Origin of the sequence: Alishewanella agri BL06, from assembly GCF_000272005.1 — a bacterium.
Taxonomy (GTDB): Bacteria; Pseudomonadota; Gammaproteobacteria; order Enterobacterales; family Alteromonadaceae; genus Alishewanella; species Alishewanella agri.
The window spans coordinates 349,351-370,127 of the sequence record NZ_AKKU01000026.1; the positions used below are offsets into that span (position 1 = coordinate 349,351).

Below are 20,777 nucleotides of genomic sequence, written 5' to 3' on the forward strand. Positions count from 1 at the left end.
GTTTTTTTACCCCCAAAACCAGCGGCCGTTTTTAACCAGCCCCGCTATCAAGCCAGCAAAGCCGGCTGTCGCACCACCGAGCATCCCAAACCAACACCAGAGCAGATTATTGCGATACTGCCGTTTTGCTGCTGCACTCTGTGCGGCTTTTGCCAATAAGCGCGGTTTAATCGTTTGCCATACCCGAAGTTGCAGATAAACCACACCGGTCATAAAAAGGCCAAAGGCCAGCAGCGGTGCCATAGCGCCGGCGGTAAACTCGTATGCGGCAGCCAGCAGTAAGCCTGAGAGGCCAACCCAAGCCAAAGCCTGATTGCGATAACGCAATAAGCGACTGCGCTCGTGATCACTGGCGGCATTTTTCAGTGGCGCGCGCATCCCCAGTACCACACCGAGCATACCGCCGAGCGCGCCAAGTAGCGCCCCACTAAATAGCCAGCCAAATTTTGCCAGGCCACTGCTCTGTGCTGCCATCGCACTGGCAGTTGCGGCAGCGGCAGGTGGACTACCGACTAATAAAGCGCTAAGCACAGCACTGCTCAGGCCAACACCCGGTGCCGTGCTTAAAATCAGCTTGCCGTATCTGGCTAATAGCTGCTCTTTTAGTAATTCCCTAACCCGCTGCAGTTTTTTCCGGACATTGGCTTCAGTCAGCCCTAATAAACTGGCAACCTGTTGGCTGTTTTGTTCTTCACGGTAAAACAGCAGTACGATTTCCCGGCTCTCAGGCGGCAGCTCATCCAGCAGATTGCGGATCAGCATGGCTTGTTCGCTGCGCAGTAATTCGTCTGTCGGGCTGCTGTCGCTGGCAAAAGTCTCCAGCAAGGCTTCAGCGTCAGTACCACGCTCGGTTTGTGCATCCCGTTGTTCGCGCAGATAGCTATAGGCGCGATAACGGGTGATCTGGCGCAGCCACGGCAAAAAGCTGGCCGGATTCTGCAGGCTGTTCAGTTGCTGCCAGGCAGCAATAAATACCTGCTGACAGACCTCTTCACTGGCATCTAAATCTTTCACAATCGCCAGCGCAATACTGCTGATACCATTTTGGCAGCGCTGTACCAGGCGGCTAAAGGCCTGCATATCGCCGGCGATGGCAGCGGTAACATCGGGTTGTAATTGTTGTTCTATGCTAACCGACATAATCAGCTTACTCCTGTAACGCCTGACGCAGCGTACTGACAAACCACTCTGGCTCATCCAGCATCATAAAATGGCGACTATCAGTATTCATCAGTAGGGTAGCATTAGCAATGCCGGCAATTTGCTGCTGATAAAGGGCGGCGGCTTGTTGCTGTTGCGCAGCGGGCAGGGCACCACTGGCGCCCAACAGCCAGACTTTACTGGTAATAACGGCAACCTCAGGGCGTAAGTCCGTGGTGAGCAGTTCGTACATCGCCTGACCAACGCTATTTGCATCGGAAGCGGCAGCCATTTCCAGTACCAGTTGCTGATGCTCCGGCGCCCTGGCCTGAATAAAAATGCCCTGTGCCGCACCGGCTTTAAGTTGTTCGCCATTCAGTTGCTGATAATAAGCTTTAATTTGCAAAGCTTGTTGCTGCATATCGGCAACCTGGGTCGCCGGATTGCGGCTAAAAATTGGCGCAATATAGGGCAAGCCATCGACCGCGACTACAGTGCCAATTTGCTCAGGAGCGCTACTCGCCAGTGAGAACGCCAGAAAAGCTCCCAGGCTATGACCAACAATAGCCGGCTGCTGCAGTTGTTGCGTTGCAATATATTGCAATAAATCCTGTTTTAACCGCGGTAACAGTTCGCCCGCAATGGCCGGTGCACCGGCAAAGCCAGCCACGCTAATCAGGTGCAACTGATAATCCTGCTTTAGAGCTGCAGCAGTGTGCTGCCATACCCGGCTATCAGACATTAAACCGGGGATCAGTAATACCGGTTTGCCTTCACCTATTACCTCGACCTGAAAACTGGGGACGGTTTCGACTTCAGCGGCTTTTAATTGCGGTGCTATTACGCCGCCGAAAATGGACATAAAAATGGCGAAAAAAAACCAAAAGCCAGGTTTGGTTTTGGCGGCTTTGTTATCAACAAGGGAGCTTTTTGGGGCTGGCTGCTTAGGGTTTGTCATGACGGTATCCTTGGTTAAGTAGGGGTTACCTTAACAAGTCGCCGCAGCTCGCTTGGGTGTGACAAAAAATTTTAATTATTATTGGAAAATAAAATGGCGCTGAAAATAGTGCACATAAAAACAGCGTATTTCTGTTATACCCGTCGATTTCGACGGGTATAAAGTAACAACGTTTTGCCTGTGAAAGTACTTGAAGTGACTGCTTAAGCATTGCCAATAGAAACAGTATATTACTTTTAACCCCATCGAATTCGATGGGGTTAAGCTTACCGCGTGTTGCAGGCTAAAGTCCTCGAATTCGATGACTTTTGCAGTGCGCCGATGTGGCTCCTTAGCTGGAGATAAAAATCAGTGGCAAGTTAGTACCTGGAATACCGCTGTCTGCCATTAATACTGAAAGCCAAAGCAAAATGGCCAACAAGCCGCAGTAGGCCAGAATAGTGACTAAAATACCGGTGTCGGTCATGGGCTGCAGGGCTTTATCGCGTTCGTTGGCGTCACTTAATAAGTCGAAAGTGCCGAGGATGCCAAACAGCATTAACAGGTAAAAGCCAAAATACCAGGCGGCGCAAGACAGGCCGCCGGTTATCAGCAGTAAACCTATTTTCGCGGCTTTACCTTTTCTGCTATAGGCGGCAGCTTGCACGATCCGGCCACCATCTAGCGGCACCATGGGTAATAAATTAAACAGGTTAAGCAATAAACTGATCGCAGCAAATAGCGCCAGTGTTGGCTGCCCGGTTTCCAGCCAGAGCCAGTAGGCAACGAGTGCCCCTGCAGTACCAAAAGCTGGCCCGGCTATGGCAATTTTAAAATCCTGCCAACGGCTTACCGCGCGTTCACTGACGGCAACGCCACCAATAAAGGGTAGCAGGTAAATGCCCTTTACTTTTAAACCCGAGCGCTTCATCGCATAAACATGCCCATATTCATGGATCAATAAAGCCAGAATCAAACTGATCGCAAATTCAAGATTAAATAACCAGGCCCAGCCGGCCAGGGCAGTGCCGGCGAGTGCGGCTTTAATAGCGCCCGCACTTTTTGACAACTTTAACAGCAATATGCCAAGCACCAGTAAGGGTCTAAACCAGTTACGATCGCTTTTATTATTTATCGTTGCGACAGGTTGAGCAGTGGCTAGTGGTTCAGTGACGTCAACAGCCGGCTGCTCTGGCTCGGGTGAAAGTTTCTGTTCTAATTTACCCAGCCATTTTGGTGGTATGGCCTTGGCTTTACCCTCGCAGAGTAAGGCTGCACTAGTCTCCAAGCGGTAGCTTACTTCAGCAGTTTTTAACGACACTTTAAAGTACAACCGCATTGGCCCATGGGTCGGGCATAAAAAACGGTGATCATTGCTGGTACTAAAAAAAGCCCGTCCCTCAGAGACCAACTGACCATTGCGGAATACTTGCTCTTTACCGAAGTTATTCGCTTTTACCTGATATAAAACCTGGTCGTGATAAAACTCAAATAGCGTTTGCATAAGAACGAACTGGAACTGAAAAAATGAATAACGCAGTTTAACAAATTTAACACTTAAGTTAACGCGCAAAGGGAAAAAGATAAAGAATTGACAAGATGGAGCGGGTGACGGGAATCGAACCCGTATCTCGAGCTTGGGAAGCTGGCATTCTACCACTGAACTACACCCGCAACGCAAAGCGCTAAGATACGGATTGCGCTGCAGGTCGTCAAGCATCATGCACTAACGGCAAAGCAGAATTAGCACTGCGCTCCAATCCAGACTGCGACTATGCAGGCCTATGGGCGCAATTTCAACGCCGCAGTAAATCCCCAGCAGTGGGATATTCGCTGCGGTTAAGCGTTGCTGCACGAGCTTTGCTTCTGGGGTGCCACTGTGAAGTCGTCCTGCACAATCAAAATACAAGGCAGCGACTGCGGTGCTTTGCTCGATTTGCATTTGAGTTAGCACTGCGTCCAATTGTCGCTGGGTTGCTGTGACAATACTGGCACTGCTGCGCTGCATCAGTTGCACTTTACTGCCTTCCACCAAATCAGGCTCAAACAGGATAATGCCTTCATCATTCGGCAGTATGCCGTTTATTAGCCGTGTAACATAAGGCGTGCTATAGCGACTATTGCTCTGTTGCGGGTAGCGTACACCCAGTGCGAAATCGCTAACCGGTTTCTGATTGCGCCATTGCCGGTTACCAATGATCTCGTCCAGCAGTCTGCATACCGGTTGTTGATCCAATTCGTAGATAAATTGGCCGAAACTGCGGCTAATAGTGAAGTGCCGCGCAGTAAAAGGCTCACAACCATGCATCGCTACAATATAAGGTTTGAGGTTGCCGCTTAATTGCAGTGCGACGGCCGAGTCAGTTATGGCTTGTTGTTGATAAAATTGTTGAGTGCTACCAAACACCTGATCGGCCAAAAGCCCGGCGCCGGCAATAATAGCAGGTAAAGGCGCCAGATGTTTGCGAAGCCCCAATAGCAACGGCGGCGACGGATTAAGTACTGCCGGCTGCAGCCCATTCCCGGCATAGCGCACCGAGTCGTAAAACAATAATAGTAATTTTGCAGATATTGATGAGGGTAAAGCCTGGGCCAACGCTTTACCTGCAACATAAGGGTCGCGGCTTAGCTGTTCTGCCACAGCAGCTTGAAACTGAACATCGGTAGCAGAAATAGCCATAGCCACAGCCGGCTGCCCGGTACTAACGATATGTTGATTGGTAATAACGCCTACGGCAGAGCCGCCGATAATAATGGTGTTGCCGCCACAATATTGCCGCGCACCATCCAGCAGGCGCTGATAGTCGGTCGTGGCACTGCAAAATAGCAGTAATACGGCAACTTCGGCAATATTAGCCTGCGTTGCGGCGTCCCGGGCTAGTTGAAACCCGGCCGCAAAGGGCACTTTGGCATCGCAGTAAGCCACTCCGGCTTGCATAGTAAAATCCTTTTTAGCAAAGTGCTGCTATTTTAATCTTGTATAGTGCTTTTTGTAACTTTATTTTTATATTTTATCCCGATGCAGAAAACGCCCCTGATAATCAAAAAATGCCTCGACCAGCTGCCAGTGCTTTTGCTGCTTCTGCAACAATAAAAGCTGGGGTGGCCGAAAACAGGCCGCCAGTGCAGCCAGCTCAGTCGCGTTGGTGAATGCGGGCAGCGGTAAGCCAGGTGCTTTACTGTGTGGCTTGATAAAAACAGCGTAAAGCGCCCGGCGCTGAGCCGCAGTGTCCAGTTTAAACCAGCGATAAAACGGCGTGCCATCCACATCATAATAGGTAACTTTTAGCTGACCTTCTTCGGCACTAAGTTGCATAGCGTCACAGCGAAATAGATGATGATGTTGCTGACTTAACACCTCACGCAGTCGTTTGTCGGGATCAACCAGAACTGATTGGCATTGTCCACAACTGCGGGCCGCGATGTCGTTCTCGGCACCACAATCCGGGCATTGGCGGCTGCGAAAGCGAAAGTCGCACTGTTGTTGGCTGTCGGCAATTAAACCCTGACAACGGCGGCCGTAGTGTTCGATAATATCGCCATCCTGGTCAGTCAGACCCCAGAATAAGTTAGCAAACCCACAACTGGGGCAGGGCACCTGTACCGGTTTTGCTTTACTATGCGGCTTCGGCGCCCCGACTTCCGGAAAAAAAATATCATAGCCATTCGCAGCATAGTCAATGATCAAACATTCGTCTTTACCGGGCGAGAGCCGTAAGCCACGTCCTACCATCTGCTGAAATAAACTGACTGAGGCGGTTGGTCTTAATATCGCAATAAAATCGACATGCGGTGCGTCAAAGCCAGTGGTCAGTACAGCAACGTTTACCAGAAACTTCAGTTGTTGTTGTTTAAACGCCTCTATCAACGCATCCCGCTCTGGATCCGGAGTATCGGCGGTAAGGATGGCGGCGGATTCATCAGCTAACAGTGTCATTATTTCTTTGGCGTGCTTAACGGTAGCCGCGAAAATAATCACTCCGCGGCGGTTAGCGCCTAAGTCGCGGATTTGTTTTACAATTAAGGTGGTGGCACGGCCCATTTTTCCGAGCAGAGAATCGACAGCAGTTGCTGAATAATCGCCATCCGGTGCCGGTGATAAGGCACTGAAATCGTACTGCGCGCTTAGCCCATCTAATAAACGCGGTGGTGTTAAGTACCCTTGTTTGATCAGTGGTCGTAATGGGTAATCAAACACACAGTGTTCAAATGCCGGATTGTCGGTATTACCGATTTTTCCAAAATAGTGGCTACGATAGATCCAGCCACTACCCAGCCGGTAGGGGGTGGCAGTGAGTCCCAGCAGTTTCAGCTGTGGATTAACGTTTTTCAGATGGCTAAGTAATTGTTGATACTGACTGTTTTCGCTAAGGCTAACCCGATGACATTCGTCGATAATCACCAGTGAAAAAGGCTGGTTGAACAATGTTTTGTTGGGTGTCGCAGACTGGACACTCGCAACCACGGTTTTTCCGGTGGGATCTCGCTGTTGTAAGCCCGCAGAAAAAATACTGGCGCTCTGACCCAGCTGAGCAACCTTGTCTGCATTTTGTGCCACCAGTTCTTTAACATGGGTTAGCACCAATACCCTGCCACGCGCCTGGCGGGCTAACTCGGCAATCACCAGACTTTTACCAGCGCCGGTTGGCAATACAATAACTGCAGACTCATCACGTTGTTTAAAGTGTGAGATGGCTGCCTGTACCGCTTGTTGTTGATAGTCTCGAAGTTTAATCATGGGGTTGTGATGTTCTACTCGGACCAGGTAACACTATATTTCTTGAACATTCCGGTTATAGTAACAAGACGTTCCACCGGAGGTGTACATGTTATCTAAAAAACCTTTTGCGCTTAAACTGGAGCAGCGAGTTTTATGGGTTTCTGCGCAAGGTCTTTGGACCACTGCCAATGCCGAGCAGTATGTGCAGGAATTTCGGAACCTGGTCAAACCCATAGTCGCAGCGCCATGGGCATTGGTGCTCGATATTCGCCAGTGGCAGATTTGCCCGGCAGATGTACTCAAGCTTTGTGTGGAAAATACCGAGTGGTGCTACCGGCACCGATTGGCACATGTTGAAACTATTTATGCTGACAACACTATGGTGCTATGGCAGTTTGCTAAGGCAACCGCAGCCAGTAAACCAGAACAGTTGGTTAGCCAGGCTGCTGCAGATGAACAAAGCGCGCGTCAGGCACTGCAGCGTGCTGGCTTTCTTCAGTAAGCCGCCTAGCCGCGAGGCAGCTGAATTTTCTTATCTTCTGACTGCCGGTAAAGCACCAGAATTTTACCAATGACTTGTACTTTTTCGGCTTTGCTCTCGCGGATAATCGCATCCATTATCAGGACTTTTTGCTCGCGATCTTCACCTGGAACTTTGATTTTAATCAGTTCATGAAAGTTTAGCGCGCTGTCGATTTCCGCCATTACGCCTTCCGTAAGCCCGTTAGCACCGAGCAAAATAACCGGCTTTAAATCATGGGCTTTGCTTTTTAAGAACTGTTTTTGTTTATTGGTTAAACTCATAAGGTTAGAATATCCGGTAAAATCTTGAATTATGCCTATTGTAGCGCCATCTAGGGCATAAGACTATTTAAGAGTGGTAACATGACCAAGAAAAAACGCTCCGCCAGTTCAACCCGCTGGTTGAAAGAGCATTTTGATGACCATTTTGTGCAAAAAGCGCAAAAGCTTGGTCTAAGATCGCGGGCCTCCTTTAAGTTGGAGGAGATCCAACAGCAGGATAAGTTAATTCGCCCCGGTATGAACGTGGTGGATCTGGGTTCAGCACCAGGTAGTTGGTCGCAGTATGTCGCAGGCATCGTCGGGCAACAGGGTACTGTTATTGCGTGTGATATTTTGCCAATGGACCCGTTAGCAGGTGTCGCGTTTTTACAGGGCGATTTTCGGGAGGAAGCGGTTTTAAATGCGCTACTGAGCCGGATCGGCGGTAAAAACGTAGATGTGGTACTATCAGACATGGCGCCGAATATGAGTGGTAATGATACCACTGACCAGGCGCGTTCGATTTATCTTGTCGAGCTGGCGCTGGATATGTGTCACAAAGTGTTGAAGCAAAATGGCAGTTTTGTGGTCAAAGTGTTTCAGGGCGATGGCTTTGAGCAGTACCTGAAAGACGTAAGAGCAGTGTTTAATACGGTAAAAATACGTAAGCCCGAGTCGTCACGTGCCCGTTCGCGTGAGACATATATCGTGGCGACCGGCTTCAAACTTTAGTAAAGTGGGCCGATATTTCGATTTCTAGTAAATGATGAGGTTATAACCTTGAGCGACATGGCAAAAAATCTGATTGTCTGGTTAATTATCGCTGTGGTGCTGATGTCAGTATTTAACAGCTTTAGTCCAAATGAAAATGCGGACCGCCAGACCAGCTACACCCAATTCGTAAAGGAAGTAAACCAGGGGTTGGTCCGCGAAGTGAAGATTGAACGCACTGGGGTCATTTCCGGCGTTAAACGCAGTGGAGAACGTTTTGAAACCGTGATCCCGGGTGGCTATGATGAAAAGCTGCTGGATGACCTGATTCAGAATGACGTGCGCACTTTAGGTTCTAAACCTGAGGAAACCAGCTGGCTGGCCACGATCTTTATCTCCTGGTTCCCGATGCTGTTATTGATCGGCGTCTGGATTTTCTTTATGCGCCAAATGCAGGGCGGTGGTGGTAAGGGCGCGATGTCCTTTGGTAAAAGCAAAGCCCGCCTGATGAGCGAAGACCAGATCAAAACCACCTTTGCTGACGTTGCTGGTTGTGACGAAGCGAAGGAAGAAGTGTCGGAGTTGGTGGATTACCTGCGCGACCCTTCCCGTTTCCAAAAGCTGGGTGGCAAGATTCCGAAAGGTATTCTGATGGTTGGCCCACCAGGTACCGGTAAAACTTTGTTAGCCAAGGCGATTGCCGGTGAAGCCAAGGTGCCGTTCTTCACAATTTCGGGCTCAGACTTCGTAGAAATGTTTGTCGGTGTCGGTGCCTCACGGGTACGCGACATGTTCGAGCAAGCCAAAAAAGCGGCACCTTGCATTATCTTTATCGATGAGATTGACGCGGTAGGCCGGCAGCGTGGCGCCGGTTTAGGTGGTGGCCATGATGAGCGGGAGCAAACCTTAAACCAGATGCTGGTTGAGATGGACGGCTTCGATGGTAATGAAGGTATTATTATTATCGCCGCCACCAACCGTCCGGATGTATTGGATGCTGCCTTATTACGTCCAGGTCGCTTCGACCGTCAGGTCGTCGTTGGCTTGCCAGATGTGCGTGGCCGTGAGCAAATTCTGAAAGTCCATATGCGTAAAGTGCCGATTGCCGATGATGTGAAAGCCAGTGTCATTGCTCGCGGTACACCAGGCTTTTCCGGTGCAGATTTAGCCAACCTGGTTAACGAAGCCGCACTCTTTGCTGCCCGTGGTAACCGCCGCGTGGTTAGTATGGAAGAGTTTGAGCGCGCTAAAGATAAGATTATGATGGGGGCGGAACGCCGTTCTATGGTAATGACGGATGCCGAGAAAGAGATGACGGCCTACCATGAAGCTGGCCATGCCATCATTGGTTGTCTGGTACCAGAGCATGATCCCGTGCATAAAGTGACCATAATTCCGCGGGGCCGGGCGCTGGGTGTTACCTTCTTCCTGCCAGAACAGGATGCGATCAGTGTCAGTCGCCGCAAGCTGGAGAGCAAGATTTCCGTAGCATACGGCGGTCGCCTGGCAGAAGAAATGATCTATGGCACTGATGCGGTATCAACGGGTGCGTCACAAGATATTAAGTACGCCACCTCGATTGCCCGCAATATGGTAACGCAGTGGGGCTTCTCAGAGAAACTAGGCCCGCTGTTGTATGCAGACGAGGAAGGCGAAGTATTCCTGGGTCGCAGTATGGCTAAGGCCAAGCATATGTCAGACGAGACAGCTTCCATTATCGACTCTGAGATTAAAGCCATTATCGATCGCAACTATAATCGCGCCAAAGAGTTGTTGGAGCAGAACATGGATATTCTGCACTCGATGAAAGACGCGCTGATGCTTTACGAAACCATTGATTCACGGCAAATTAAAGAGTTGATGGAGCGTCGTCCGGTAAGCCAGCCAGAAAACTGGGAACCGCGCGACAAAGGCTCCAAAGGCGATGGTGATACTGAAGCTAAAGCAGAAAAACCTGCACCTTCAGTTGCCGACAAACCCTCTGAAGGCAACGTGCACTAAGCACTGCTGTTATAGTATCTCAGGCCCCGGTGTAAACCGGGGTTTGTCTTTTCAAATAACAATTCATATTTAGGAAGCTGCAATGCGTTTAGCATTACCCCGCCAGCGAGAGCTGGATCTCAGCCGCCCGCAGGTAATGGGCATTTTAAATGTTACCCCGGACTCCTTTTCTGATGGTGGCAAGCATCAACAGTTATCTCAGGCTTTACGCAGTGCCGAACAGATGTTGGCAGACGGTGCCACCATTTTAGACATCGGCGGTGAATCCACCCGCCCGGGTGCCGCCGAGGTCAGTGTAGAGGACGAGCTCAACCGGGTGGTGCCACTGGTTAGTGCGATTCGCAGTCGGTTTGATTGCGTGATCTCGGTCGATACCAGTAAAGCGGCGGTGATGTCAGCGGCGGTTCAGGCCGGTGCCGATATCATTAATGATGTGCGGGCGCTACAGGAGCCAGCGGCGCTGGAAACGGCGGCTGCTTTGCAAGTACCGGTTTGTATTATGCATATGCAGGGCGCGCCTCGCACTATGCAACAAGCACCCGATTATCAGGATGTAGTGCAACAGGTTTACGATTACCTGCTACAGCGCGCTGTCGAATGTCAGCAAGCGGGTATCGCAGCGGCACAAATAATACTGGATCCGGGCTTTGGCTTCGGTAAGAATCTGTCTCACAATTATCAGCTATTAGCCGCACTAGATAAGTTTGTGCAAAGCGGTTATCCGCTGCTGGCCGGCATGTCACGTAAGTCGATGATCGGCCAACTATTAGATATACCAGTGAGCGAGCGCCTGGCGGGCAGTTTGGCCTGTGCTACGTTGGCAGCCTATGCCGGGGCGCAAATTATCCGGGTGCATGACGTTAAAGAAACTGTGCAGGCTGTGCGGGTGGCCGCAGCGGCACGATACGGAGTTTAAGGAATGAGCAGAAAATATTTTGGTACTGATGGTGTGCGCGGACGAGTTGGGGATTTTCCGATTACCCCGGAGTTTGCGATGAAACTAGGCTGGGCAGCCGGGCGGGTGTTATCTGAGCGAGGTACCCGTAAGGTATTGATTGGTAAAGATACCCGCATTTCAGGTTATTTACTGGAGACCGCTTTAGAGGCTGGCCTGATTGCCGCGGGAATCGATGTACGACTGTTAGGCCCGATGCCAACACCGGCAGTGGCCTATTTAACCCGTACTTTTCGTGCTGAAGCGGGCATTGTGATCAGTGCATCACATAACCCTTATTACGACAACGGCATTAAGTTTTTCTCAGCCGACGGCACCAAACTACCCGATGAGGTTGAGCTGGCCATTGAGCATGAGCTGGAACAGCCGATGCTGTGTGAGCCATCCGAAAAGCTGGGTAAGGCAATCCGGATTAATGACGCGGCCGGTCGTTATATTGAATTTTGCAAAAGCCATTTGAGTAACCATTTATCTTTAAACGGATTAAAACTGGTAGTTGATTGTGCCCATGGTGCTACCTACCATATTGCGCCGGCAGTGTTTAAAGAGTTAGGGGCAGAGGTTATTGCTATTGGGTGTAAACCAGATGGTCTGAATATTAACGATCAATGTGGTGCAACCCATACCGACTTACTGCGTGAAACTGTGTTAGCACAGGGCGCAGACCTGGGGATTGCTTACGATGGTGACGGTGACCGGGTAATGATGGTCGATAATTCTGGGCGGGTGCTGGATGGCGATGAAATTGTATACATTATTGCCCGCGCAGCGAAAGAAGCCGGCACCTTACAAGGTGGCGTAGTCGGCACTCTGATGAGCAATATGGGGTTAGAGTTAGCCCTGGCCCGTCTCGACATACCTTTTGTACGCAGTAATGTTGGCGATCGTTACGTGATGGAATTGTTGCGTGAGAAAAACTGGCGTATCGGCGGTGAAAACTCGGGCCATGTGCTGAATCTGGATCACACCTGCACTGGTGATGGCATTATCGCTTCACTGCAGGTGTTAAATGCTATGTTGGGTAGTGGTAAGTCGCTGGCGGCACTTTGTGCTGATATGCGCAAACTCCCGCAGGTTCTGGTCAATGTGAAGTTTGCTAAAGGTTCGGCACCGCTGGATAAGTTGAATGTGCAGCAAAGTATTCGTGAGGTTGAACAAGCGCTGGCGGGTACTGGCCGGGTGTTAATTCGTAAGTCCGGTACCGAGCCCCTGATCCGGGTGATGGTTGAGGGTGAAGATGAAACGCTGGTGCGGCAATACGCTGAGCAAATTGCTGCCGCGGTTAAAATCGCCAGCTAACCAGTTAAAAAATGTGCAACCAAGCGCCATTATGACCGAAAAGCTTGTTCTAATAGACAAGCTTGGTTACTATCAGCCCGTTTTAGTAATGGATAACCATCAATGGCGCTTAAACCTCTGATTGCAGCCAACTGGAAGATGAATGGCAACCGTGAGCTGGTTAGCACGGTAACAGAGGCTGTCGCCTCGCTTTCGTCTGCGGTAGATGTGTTGGTATGTCCGCCAGCTACCTTGCTGCCGGCGTTTAAGGTGCAACGAAACTTTGCGTTAGGTGGGCAGGATGTTAGCGCAGCGCAAGCAGGTGCTTATACCGGTCAGTTAAGCGTTGCGTTGTTAAAAGAGGCATCAGCCAGCTATTGCCTGGTTGGTCACTCAGAGCGGCGGCAATATCAGTTTGAAAGCGATAGCTTGATTGCCCAGAAAGTGGCTGCGGCTATTGCCGGTGGCATTACACCGGTGCTCTGTATCGGTGAAACGCTGGCCGAGCGGCAGCAAGAAAAAACTGAGCAGGTTCTTGCGAAACAACTAGCTGCAGTGTATGCTTCGCAGCCCGAATTACTGAGCAAATCGGTAATTGCCTATGAGCCAATTTGGGCCATTGGTACCGGCGAGTCGGCAACACCGGAGCAGGCGCAGCTAACACATGCGTTTATCCGGGCGGAATTAAGCCGTTATGATGCCGAAGCGGCAACGCAGTTACGAATTTTATATGGCGGCAGTGTCAATGCAGCGAACAGCGCAGCACTTTTTGCACAGCCAGACATAAATGGTGCTTTGGTTGGCGGAGCCAGCTTAAAGCCTGATGAGTTTGTACAAATTTGCCTGAGCGCAAAGGACTAAGTATGTACGAGATTTTTATTGCTTTATATTTGTTAATTTCACTGGCTCTGATTGGCCTGGTACTGATTCAGCACGGTAAAGGCGCCAGCATGGGCGCAGCGTTCGGTGCAGGCGCTTCGGCAACAGTATTTGGTTCTTCAGGTACCGGTAATTTCCTGACCAAGACTACTACAGTACTGGCGACTTTGTTTTTTGTGCTGAGTATTGTGCTGGGTAACTTTACTGCTAAGCAAAGCAAGCCAGATGATGGCAGCGATTTCTTTCAGTCTGTCCCGGTAACGACCGAGCAGGCCCCTGCCAAAAAAGATGACGTCAACGACATTCCGGTAGGCAATTAAGTTTTACGCCGAGATGGTGAAATTGGTAGACACGCTATCTTGAGGGGGTAGTGTCTTCGGACGTGCGGGTTCAAGTCCCGCTCTCGGCACCAAATTAACGCAAGCATGCCTTGCGGACACAGTTCAGGCACGTTATAATGTGCGCCAGTTACGGACGCGGGATGGAGCAGCCTGGTAGCTCGTCGGGCTCATAACCCGAAGGTCGTCGGTTCAAATCCGGCTCCCGCAACCAACTTAATTGGAATACCAGGTTATAGATAACAGCCCTCGGGCTCCTCTCTATAACCGCGGGGCGAAGGTCGAAATCCGGCTCCCGCAACCAATCAAAACCACTAATCATTGGCGATATGATTAGTGTCTGGATTCTGATTCGCCCCGCTAGTTCGGGGCGTTTTCGCATCTGGAGTCCAAGTTTTAAGTAGTAATGGGCGCTTCGCCCATTTTTTATTTGTGTTTCGGAGGTCTTTTTTGGCTAAACAAGAACAGCAACTAACTGAGCTGCTGACGCCGACTGTGGAAGCAGCCGGTTATCAACTATGGGGTATCGAGCTGCTGCGTGCTGGCCGTCATACCACCTTGCGGATCTTTATCGATAAAGACGATGGCATCACTGTTGATGATTGTGCCGTGGTCAGTCGTGAAGTTAGTGCTCTGCTGGATGTTGAAGATCCTATCCCAACGGAATATACGCTGGAAGTCTCGTCTCCCGGCCTGGATCGCCCATTATTTACCGAAGCACAATTCGCACGCTACGTTGGCCAGAAAATCGAGGTTAAATTGACTGTACCTCAGGATGGCCGGCGCAAATTTAAAGGCACACTAACGGCGCTTGATGGCGATATGTTGGTAATGGAAGTAGATGGCAAACCCTTTAGTTTGCTTGTCGATAACATTGATAAAGCAAACGTGGTGCCGGTATTTTAACCGGCCCGGGTAGCATCAGAACGAGGCATAGACCATGGCAAAAGAAATATTATTAGTTGTTGATGCGGTGTCGAACGAAAAATCCGTGCCGCGGGAAAAGATTTTCCAGGCGCTGGAATTCGCATTAGCCGCTGCCACTAAAAAGAAAAACGAAGGCGATATCGAAGTTCGCGTTAGCATTGATCGTAAGACGGGCTCTTATGAGACCTTTCGCCGTTGGGAAGTCGTTGCCGATGATGCGGTGATGGAGCATCCGTACCGTGAAATCACGCTATCTGCCGCACAATATGACGAACCCAATCTGAAAATTGGCGATTTTGTTGAAGAACAAATTCCATCTATTGAATTTGACCGCATCACCACGCAAATGGCGAAGCAGGTTATCGTGCAAAAAGTCCGCGAAGCTGAACGGTCTCAAGTGGTTGAAGCCTATCTGGATCAAGTGGGTGAGTTAGTCACTGGCGTGGTGAAAAAAGTTAACCGCGACAGCATTATTGTTGATCTGGGTAACAATGCTGAAGCCATGTTACCGCGCGAAGAGATGTTACCACGCGAAACTTACCGGCCGGGCGATCGCTTACGTGCCTTACTGTTTGATGTAAAACCAGAAGCTCGGGGTGCACAGTTATTTTTAAGCCGTGCCAAGCCAGAAATGCTGATGGAACTGTTCCGCATTGAAGTGCCGGAAATTGGCGAGGAAATGATTGAACTGCGTGGTGCAGCCCGCGACCCGGGTTCACGGGCGAAGATTGCCGTGAAGAGCAATGACCGCCGCATCGACCCTGTGGGTGCTTGTGTTGGTATGCGTGGTTCACGGGTGCAGGCTGTCTCTAATGAACTGGGTGGCGAGCGGGTTGATATCGTGTTGTATGACGACAACGATGCCCAGTTTGTAATCAACGCCATGGCACCGGCCGAAGTGGCGTCAATCATCGTGGATGAAGATGCCCATTCAATGGATATTGCGGTTGAGGATTCTAACCTGGCGATGGCAATTGGCCGTAACGGTCAGAACGTGCGTCTTGCCAGTCAGTTAACCGGTTGGGAACTGAACGTGATGTCAGTTTCTGATATGAAGAAAAAGCACCAGGAAGAGACCGAGAAAGTGCGCCAGCAGTTTATGGATGCGCTGGAAATTGACGAAGACTTTGCTGAAGTGCTGGTTGACGAAGGTTTCTCAACGCTGGAAGAAATTGCTTATGTACCGATCAGCGAATTACTGTCAATTGATGGTTTAGACGAAGACACCGTCGAGGTGTTACGTAGCCGTGCCAAAGATGTATTAACCACTCGCGCGCTGGCTAATGAGGAATCTCTGGAGGGCGCCAAGCCGTCAGAAGCACTGTTAGCGCTGGAAGGATTAGATACCCATACTGCTTATGTCATCGCCAGCAAAGGTGTTATCACGCTGGATGATCTGGCAGAACTAGGAACCGACGATTTGTTAGAAATTGTAGAAATGCCTGAAGAAAAAGCCGCAGCCCTGATTATGGCTGCCCGTAATATCGTCTGGTTTAATGAAAGTAACTAAGTAGTCAACGGAGGTAACAACACAAATGGCAGAAGTCACCATAGAAAAACTGGCCAGTGATGTCGGTACTACTGTTGATCGGTTAGTGCAACAATTTGCTGATGCAGGCATTACCAAGGCCCAGGGCCAAACGGTAAGCGAAGACGAGAAAAAAGCACTGCTTGAGCATTTGAGCAAGCAGCATGGCGGTAAACCGGCAGAGCCGGCAAAGCTGACCTTAAAGCGCAAAGAGAAAACCACCCTGAGTGTCGCCGGTGGCGCAGGTCGCAATCGTGAAATTCAGGTAGAAGTGCGTAAGCAAAAAACCTATATCAAAAAGCCAATGCTGGATGAAGCTACGCTAAAAGCGCAGGAAGAAGCTCGCCTGGCTGAAGAAAAAGCCCGTGCTGACGCTGAGGCCGCCCGGTTAGAGGCTGAGCGTGTTGCCCGTGAACAGGCGCAACAGCGTGCGAAAGAGGAAGCTGAGCGTAAAGCAGCTGAAGCCCGTAAGCGCGAAGAAGCGAAAAACGCCCAGCTAGCCAAAGACGATCCGGAAGAAGCGGCACGTCGTGCAGCGAAAGAAGAAGCCCGTAAAGAAGCTGAGCGCATTCGCCAGCAACAGGAAGCAGAAGCGCTGCGCAAACTTGAAGAAGAAGCCCGGCGTCAGGCAGAAGAAGCCCGTCGTTTAGCGGAAGAAAACAGTGAGCGTTGGGCGCAGGAAGAAAAAACCAAACCTACCGATAATGATGATTATCACCTGACTAGCAACCAGTTTGCCAAGCAGGCTGAAGACGAAGTTGACGCTAAAGAAGAGCGTGCAGGTCGTCGCGGCGTAGGTAAAAAAGCGCCGGTGGCCAAAGGTAAAAAGACCAAAGACGATGTTAACGATAAAGAAGCCTTTAATCGTGCTAACCGTCATGCCAAGAAAAAGAAAACCCCAACCAGTATGCAGCATGGCTTTAACAAGCCTGCCCAGCCGGTAGAGCGGGAAGTCAAAATTGGTGAAACCATTACTGTTGCCGAATTGGCAGCGAAAATGGCAGTTAAAGCCTCTGAAGTGATCAAGGCGATGATGAAAATGGGCGCGATGGCGACCATTAACCAGGTGATTGATCAGGAAACAGCGGCCATTGTCTGTGAAGAAATGGGCCATAAGTTTATTCTGACCAAAGAAAACGAGCTGGAAGAAGCGGTGATGTCAGACCGTGAAGGTCAGGGCGAGCTGGAGCCACGCGCACCTGTGGTGACCGTTATGGGTCACGTTGACCACGGTAAGACTTCATTACTGGACTATATCCGTAAAGCCAAGGTTGCCGCCGGCGAAGCCGGTGGTATTACCCAGCATATCGGTGCTTACCATGTAGAAACGCCACGCGGTATGGTGACCTTCCTGGATACACCGGGTCACGCGGCCTTTACTTCAATGCGGGCTCGTGGTGCCAAAGCGACGGATATCGTTATTCTGGTCGTGGCGGCTGATGATGGCGTGATGCCACAAACTAAAGAAGCGATCCAGCATGCTAAAGCCGGTAACGTGCCGTTAGTGGTTGCGGTGAACAAAATTGATAAACCGACCGCGGATGCCGATCGGGTGCGTAACGAACTGTCGCAGTACGGCGTAATTTCTGAAGAGTGGGGCGGCGATACTCAGTTTGTACCGGTATCTGCGAAGACCGGTCAGGGCATCGACGACCTGCTGGAAGCCATTCTGAACCAGGCTGAATTGCTGGAGTTAAAAGCGGTTCATAAAGGTCTGGCACGGGGTGTGGTGATTGAATCCCGTTTAGATAAAGGCCGTGGTCCGGTCGCCTCTATCCTGGTACAGGAAGGCACCCTGACTCAGGGCGATGTGGTGCTGTGTGGCTTTGAGTACGGCCGTGTGCGGGCAATGCGTGACGAAAACGGTAAAGAAGTTAAAATTGCCGGCCCGTCAATTCCGGTTGAGATTTTAGGTCTGTCCGGTGTACCGCAAGCCGGTGACGAAGTGACAGTGGTGAAAGACGAGCGCAAAGCCCGTGAAGTTGCACTGTATCGTCAGGGCAAGTTCCGCGATGTGAAACTGGCACGGCAACAGAAAGCTAAGCTGGAGAACATGTTCGCTAACATGTCTGAAGGCGATGTGTCTGAGCTGAATATCGTGCTGAAAGCAGACGTACAAGGTTCGGTGGAAGCGATCACTGAATCTCTGATGAAGCTGTCGACGGATGAAGTAAAAGTGAAGATTGTCGGCTCAGGCGTAGGTGGTATTACTGAAACTGACGTCTCGCTGGCTGCGGCTTCTTCTGCGATCATTATCGGCTTTAACGTCCGTGCAGATGGTTCGGCTCGTAAACTGGTCGAGGACGAAGGTCTGGATCTGCGTTACTACAGCATCATTTATGAGCTGTTAGACGAAGTGAAACAGGCAATGACCGGTATGTTGGCGCCAGAGTTTAAGCAACAGATCATCGGTCTGGCCCAGGTACGCGATGTGTTCCGCTCACCGAAGTTTGGCGCTATCGCCGGCTGTATGGTTACCGAAGGTATCATCAAGCGCAATGCGCCAATCCGCGTACTGCGTGATAACGTGGTGATTTACGAAGGTGAACTGGAGTCACTGCGTCGCTTTAAAGATGACGTTAGCGAAGTACGTCAGGGCTTTGAATGTGGTATCGGTGTGAAGAACTACAACGATGTGCGCGAAGGCGACCAGATCGAAGTGTTTGAAACGATCCAGGTAGAACGTACGCTATAATAGCAACGGCTTACCGATAAACAGGGGCACAGGTTGCCCCTGTTGTGTTTAAGTCTCGGCAGCGCTGCGCTGCAGCATGAGACTAAGGATAAGATAATGAAAGAGTTTTCCCGTGTTGATCGTCTGTCACAACAGATGAAAAAAGAAATGGCAGTGATCCTGCAGCGCGAAATTAAAGATCCCCGGCTGCACACCATGATCACCGTGTCCGATGTTGAGGTATCGCGCGACTTATCGCATGCCAAGGTGTTTGTCACCTTCCTCGGTATGGATGATAGTAAGGTGGAAGATAACCTGAAGATCCTGAATGAAGCTTCTGGTTTTATTCGCAGTTTAATCGGTAAAAGGATCCAAACCCGCATTGTGCCGCATATTCGCTTTGCCTTTGATCAGTCGCTGAATGAGGGTATTCGGATGGCCAATCTGGTAGATACAGTTCGTAAGGATGACGAGCGTAAGCGTCAGCAAGCAGGCCCTAATCCGGAAGCGGAAGAACTGGAATAATGCGCGCCCGTAAAAATGCCCGGCCGGTACATGGCATCTTGCTGCTGGACAAGCCGCTAGAGGTCAGTAGTAACGGTATTTTGCAACGGGTGCGTTGGCTCTATCAGGCGCAAAAAGCCGGCCATACTGGTGCCCTGGATCCGATGGCATCGGGATTGCTGCCTATTTGTTTTGGCGAAGCGACTAAGTTTAGCCAATTTTTGCTGGATACTGATAAAACCTATCAGGTGACCGCTACCTTTGGTATTCGTACCACTACCAGTGATGCCGAGGGCGAGGTCGTTAGTGAAAAAGCAGTCAGTTTTAGCGAGCCTGAGCTGACCGCAGCGATGCTGCAACTGAGCGGTGATATTTTACAGGTGCCGACGATGTTCTCGGCGTTGAAGTATCAGGGCCAGCCCCTGTACAAATATGCCCGCCAGGGCATTGAGGTGCCACGCGAAGCTCGGCCGATCAGTATCTATCGCTTTGAGCTGCTGTCGCGCACGGCACAGACCGCAGATTTTATTGTGCATTGCTCCAAAGGCACCTATATCCGTACCCTGATTGACGATCTGGGCGAACTACTGGGCTGTGGTGCCCATGTCAGCCGGTTGCACCGGGTGCAGGTAGGGCCTTTTCAGGCGGCGCAAATGGTCACACCGCAACAGCTGGAAGCGCTGAATGAACAGCAGGACTGGGCGGCGTTGGATGCATTACTGTTACCGATGGATGCCGGGTTACAGGGCTTACCCAGCCAGGTTCTGGATGCTGTGCAGCAAAAAGCCATTATGCATGGCCAAAGTTGTCAGGTGGCTGCGGCGGATGTCGAAGTAGTGAAACTCTATGCCGAATCAGGTCAGTTGTTGGGTATTGGTCAAATTGTGTCTGGTGAACTGAGTAGCCGGCGGCTGATTAATCTGGCGGCGTTAGCACCGACAGTTGCCGACGACAGCAGTTTACTTGCTTAAAACAGGCTGGCCCTGTACAATGCGCCGGCAGTTTTGCTGCCGCTGGATGAGTGATCGGCGGTTAGCGTATTTTAGCTCACTCACATTTGGAGACATACCATGTCATTAAGCGCTGCTCAAAAAGCACAAATCGTTGCTGAATACGCTGTTAAAGCGGGCGACACCGGTTCACCAGAAGTACAGGTTGCCCTGTTAACTGCTTCTATCAACCACCTGCAAGGCCACTTTGCCGAGCACAAGCATGACTTCCACTCACGTCGTGGTCTGCTGCGCATGGTTAGCCAGCGCCGTAAACTGTTAGACTACCTGAAAGGCAAAGATCTGGCGCGTTACAGCAGCCTGATCGAGCGTTTAGGCTTACGTCGTTAATCGACGTCAGTAAAAGAAGAGGCTTTCGGGCCTCTTTTTTTATGGCCAAAATTTTTTCTGGC

19 protein-coding genes and 3 tRNA genes are annotated in these 20,777 nt (G+C 50.5%); 15 read left to right on the forward strand and 7 right to left on the reverse strand.

Going from position 1 to position 20,777, the window contains the following annotated elements; genetic code table 11:
• Positions 1-6: 6 nt before the first annotated feature.
• From AGRI_RS15235 to radD, 6 genes are all read right to left on the reverse strand, one after another.
• Positions 7-1,140: an RNA polymerase sigma factor gene (locus AGRI_RS15235; RefSeq protein WP_008985769.1), complete on the reverse strand. Its 1,134-nt coding sequence runs from the start codon at positions 1,138-1,140 to the stop codon at positions 7-9.
• 7 nt (positions 1,141-1,147) lie between these two features.
• Positions 1,148-2,098: an alpha/beta fold hydrolase gene (locus AGRI_RS15240; protein WP_008985770.1), complete on the reverse strand. Its 951-nt coding sequence runs from the start codon at positions 2,096-2,098 to the stop codon at positions 1,148-1,150.
• A gap of 331 nt (positions 2,099-2,429) precedes the next feature.
• Positions 2,430-3,581 carry a site-2 protease family protein gene (locus AGRI_RS15245; RefSeq protein WP_008985771.1) on the reverse strand — a complete coding sequence of 384 codons (1,152 nt, stop codon included), beginning with the start codon at positions 3,579-3,581 and terminating at the stop codon, positions 2,430-2,432.
• Between the two features lie 96 nt (positions 3,582-3,677).
• A tRNA-Gly gene (locus AGRI_RS15250) sits at positions 3,678-3,751 on the reverse strand.
• Between the two features lie 52 nt (positions 3,752-3,803).
• A complete protein-coding gene (locus AGRI_RS15255) occupies positions 3,804-5,015 on the reverse strand; it encodes an FIST signal transduction protein (RefSeq protein WP_008985772.1) in 1,212 nt (403 codons plus the stop codon).
• A 66-nt stretch (positions 5,016-5,081) separates the two neighbouring features.
• Complete coding sequence (radD, locus tag AGRI_RS15260; RefSeq protein WP_008985773.1) at positions 5,082-6,815, reverse strand: DNA repair helicase RadD; 1,734 nt, start codon at positions 6,813-6,815, stop codon at positions 5,082-5,084.
• Between the two features lie 88 nt (positions 6,816-6,903).
• Here radD and AGRI_RS15265 point away from each other — a divergent pair, with 88 nt between their 5' ends.
• Positions 6,904-7,299: a hypothetical protein gene (locus tag AGRI_RS15265; RefSeq protein WP_008608770.1), complete on the forward strand. Its 396-nt coding sequence runs from the start codon at positions 6,904-6,906 to the stop codon at positions 7,297-7,299.
• A 5-nt stretch (positions 7,300-7,304) separates the two neighbouring features.
• Here the strand turns inward: AGRI_RS15265 and yhbY are convergent, their stop codons facing one another.
• Positions 7,305-7,601, reverse strand: coding sequence for a ribosome assembly RNA-binding protein YhbY (yhbY, locus tag AGRI_RS15270; protein ID WP_008985774.1), 297 nt, complete (start codon positions 7,599-7,601; stop codon positions 7,305-7,307).
• 81 nt (positions 7,602-7,682) lie between these two features.
• Here yhbY and rlmE point away from each other — a divergent pair, with 81 nt between their 5' ends.
• The 14 genes from rlmE to rpsO all read left to right on the forward strand — a co-directional run bounded on the left by rlmE (position 7,683) and on the right by rpsO (position 20,715).
• Entirely contained in the window at positions 7,683-8,312 is a 630-nt protein-coding gene (rlmE, locus tag AGRI_RS15275) for a 23S rRNA (uridine(2552)-2'-O)-methyltransferase RlmE (protein WP_008985775.1), read from the forward strand.
• Between the two features lie 57 nt (positions 8,313-8,369).
• The gene (gene ftsH, locus AGRI_RS15280) at positions 8,370-10,292 is read left to right on the forward strand and encodes an ATP-dependent zinc metalloprotease FtsH (protein ID WP_040292087.1); all 1,923 of its coding nucleotides are present in this window, start codon (positions 8,370-8,372) and stop codon (positions 10,290-10,292) included.
• A gap of 82 nt (positions 10,293-10,374) precedes the next feature.
• Positions 10,375-11,208, forward strand: a complete 834-nt coding sequence (gene folP, locus AGRI_RS15285; protein WP_008985777.1) for a dihydropteroate synthase — start codon at positions 10,375-10,377, stop codon at positions 11,206-11,208.
• Between the two features lie 3 nt (positions 11,209-11,211).
• Positions 11,212-12,546: a phosphoglucosamine mutase gene (glmM, locus tag AGRI_RS15290; protein WP_008985778.1), complete on the forward strand. Its 1,335-nt coding sequence runs from the start codon at positions 11,212-11,214 to the stop codon at positions 12,544-12,546.
• A 102-nt stretch (positions 12,547-12,648) separates the two neighbouring features.
• Complete coding sequence (gene tpiA / locus AGRI_RS15295; RefSeq protein ID WP_008985779.1) at positions 12,649-13,386, forward strand: triose-phosphate isomerase; 738 nt, start codon at positions 12,649-12,651, stop codon at positions 13,384-13,386.
• Positions 13,387-13,388: 2 nt separating this feature from the next.
• Positions 13,389-13,724: a preprotein translocase subunit SecG gene (gene secG, locus AGRI_RS15300; RefSeq protein ID WP_008608759.1), complete on the forward strand. Its 336-nt coding sequence runs from the start codon at positions 13,389-13,391 to the stop codon at positions 13,722-13,724.
• Between the two features lie 7 nt (positions 13,725-13,731).
• Positions 13,732-13,816 (forward strand) — tRNA-Leu (locus AGRI_RS15305).
• A gap of 63 nt (positions 13,817-13,879) precedes the next feature.
• Positions 13,880-13,956 (forward strand) — tRNA-Met (locus AGRI_RS15310).
• A 236-nt stretch (positions 13,957-14,192) separates the two neighbouring features.
• Entirely contained in the window at positions 14,193-14,648 is a 456-nt protein-coding gene (gene rimP, locus AGRI_RS15315; protein WP_008985780.1) for a ribosome maturation factor RimP, read from the forward strand.
• 34 nt (positions 14,649-14,682) lie between these two features.
• The gene (nusA, locus tag AGRI_RS15320; RefSeq protein ID WP_008985781.1) at positions 14,683-16,179 is read left to right on the forward strand and encodes a transcription termination factor NusA; all 1,497 of its coding nucleotides are present in this window, start codon (positions 14,683-14,685) and stop codon (positions 16,177-16,179) included.
• A 25-nt stretch (positions 16,180-16,204) separates the two neighbouring features.
• The gene (gene infB / locus AGRI_RS15325; protein WP_008985782.1) at positions 16,205-18,892 is read left to right on the forward strand and encodes a translation initiation factor IF-2; all 2,688 of its coding nucleotides are present in this window, start codon (positions 16,205-16,207) and stop codon (positions 18,890-18,892) included.
• Between the two features lie 93 nt (positions 18,893-18,985).
• Positions 18,986-19,396 carry a 30S ribosome-binding factor RbfA gene (gene rbfA, locus AGRI_RS15330; protein WP_197408368.1) on the forward strand — a complete coding sequence of 137 codons (411 nt, stop codon included), beginning with the start codon at positions 18,986-18,988 and terminating at the stop codon, positions 19,394-19,396.
• Positions 19,396-20,346 carry a tRNA pseudouridine(55) synthase TruB gene (gene truB, locus AGRI_RS15335; RefSeq protein WP_008985783.1) on the forward strand — a complete coding sequence of 317 codons (951 nt, stop codon included), beginning with the start codon at positions 19,396-19,398 and terminating at the stop codon, positions 20,344-20,346. The genes rbfA and truB overlap by 1 nt, the downstream gene beginning before the upstream one ends.
• Positions 20,347-20,445: 99 nt before the next feature.
• On the forward strand, positions 20,446-20,715 hold the full coding sequence (rpsO, locus tag AGRI_RS15340) for a 30S ribosomal protein S15 (RefSeq protein ID WP_008608749.1): 270 nt from the start codon (positions 20,446-20,448) through the stop codon (positions 20,713-20,715).
• Positions 20,716-20,777 lie beyond the last annotated feature (62 nt).

What these genes read in the sequence shown, in the direction of transcription:
- AGRI_RS15235 (WP_008985769.1), bottom strand. Translation starts at nt 1,140, where the DNA reads ATGTCGGTTAGCATAGAACAACAATTACAACCCGATGTTACCGCTGCC.
- AGRI_RS15240 (WP_008985770.1), bottom strand. Translation starts at nt 2,098, where the DNA reads ATGACAAACCCTAAGCAGCCAGCCCCAAAAAGCTCCCTTGTTGATAAC.
- AGRI_RS15245 (WP_008985771.1), bottom strand. Translation starts at nt 3,581, where the DNA reads ATGCAAACGCTATTTGAGTTTTATCACGACCAGGTTTTATATCAGGTA.
- AGRI_RS15255 (WP_008985772.1), bottom strand. Translation starts at nt 5,015, where the DNA reads ATGCAAGCCGGAGTGGCTTACTGCGATGCCAAAGTGCCCTTTGCGGCC.
- radD (WP_008985773.1), bottom strand. Translation starts at nt 6,815, where the DNA reads ATGATTAAACTTCGAGACTATCAACAACAAGCGGTACAGGCAGCCATC.
- AGRI_RS15265 (WP_008608770.1), top strand. Translation starts at nt 6,904, where the DNA reads ATGTTATCTAAAAAACCTTTTGCGCTTAAACTGGAGCAGCGAGTTTTA.
- yhbY (WP_008985774.1), bottom strand. Translation starts at nt 7,601, where the DNA reads ATGAGTTTAACCAATAAACAAAAACAGTTCTTAAAAAGCAAAGCCCAT.
- rlmE (WP_008985775.1), top strand. Translation starts at nt 7,683, where the DNA reads ATGACCAAGAAAAAACGCTCCGCCAGTTCAACCCGCTGGTTGAAAGAG.
- ftsH (WP_040292087.1), top strand. Translation starts at nt 8,370, where the DNA reads ATGGCAAAAAATCTGATTGTCTGGTTAATTATCGCTGTGGTGCTGATG.
- folP (WP_008985777.1), top strand. Translation starts at nt 10,375, where the DNA reads ATGCGTTTAGCATTACCCCGCCAGCGAGAGCTGGATCTCAGCCGCCCG.
- glmM (WP_008985778.1), top strand. Translation starts at nt 11,212, where the DNA reads ATGAGCAGAAAATATTTTGGTACTGATGGTGTGCGCGGACGAGTTGGG.
- tpiA (WP_008985779.1), top strand. Translation starts at nt 12,649, where the DNA reads ATGGCGCTTAAACCTCTGATTGCAGCCAACTGGAAGATGAATGGCAAC.
- secG (WP_008608759.1), top strand. Translation starts at nt 13,389, where the DNA reads ATGTACGAGATTTTTATTGCTTTATATTTGTTAATTTCACTGGCTCTG.
- nusA (WP_008985781.1), top strand. Translation starts at nt 14,683, where the DNA reads ATGGCAAAAGAAATATTATTAGTTGTTGATGCGGTGTCGAACGAAAAA.
- infB (WP_008985782.1), top strand. Translation starts at nt 16,205, where the DNA reads ATGGCAGAAGTCACCATAGAAAAACTGGCCAGTGATGTCGGTACTACT.
- truB (WP_008985783.1), top strand. Translation starts at nt 19,396, where the DNA reads ATGCGCGCCCGTAAAAATGCCCGGCCGGTACATGGCATCTTGCTGCTG.
- rpsO (WP_008608749.1), top strand. Translation starts at nt 20,446, where the DNA reads ATGTCATTAAGCGCTGCTCAAAAAGCACAAATCGTTGCTGAATACGCT.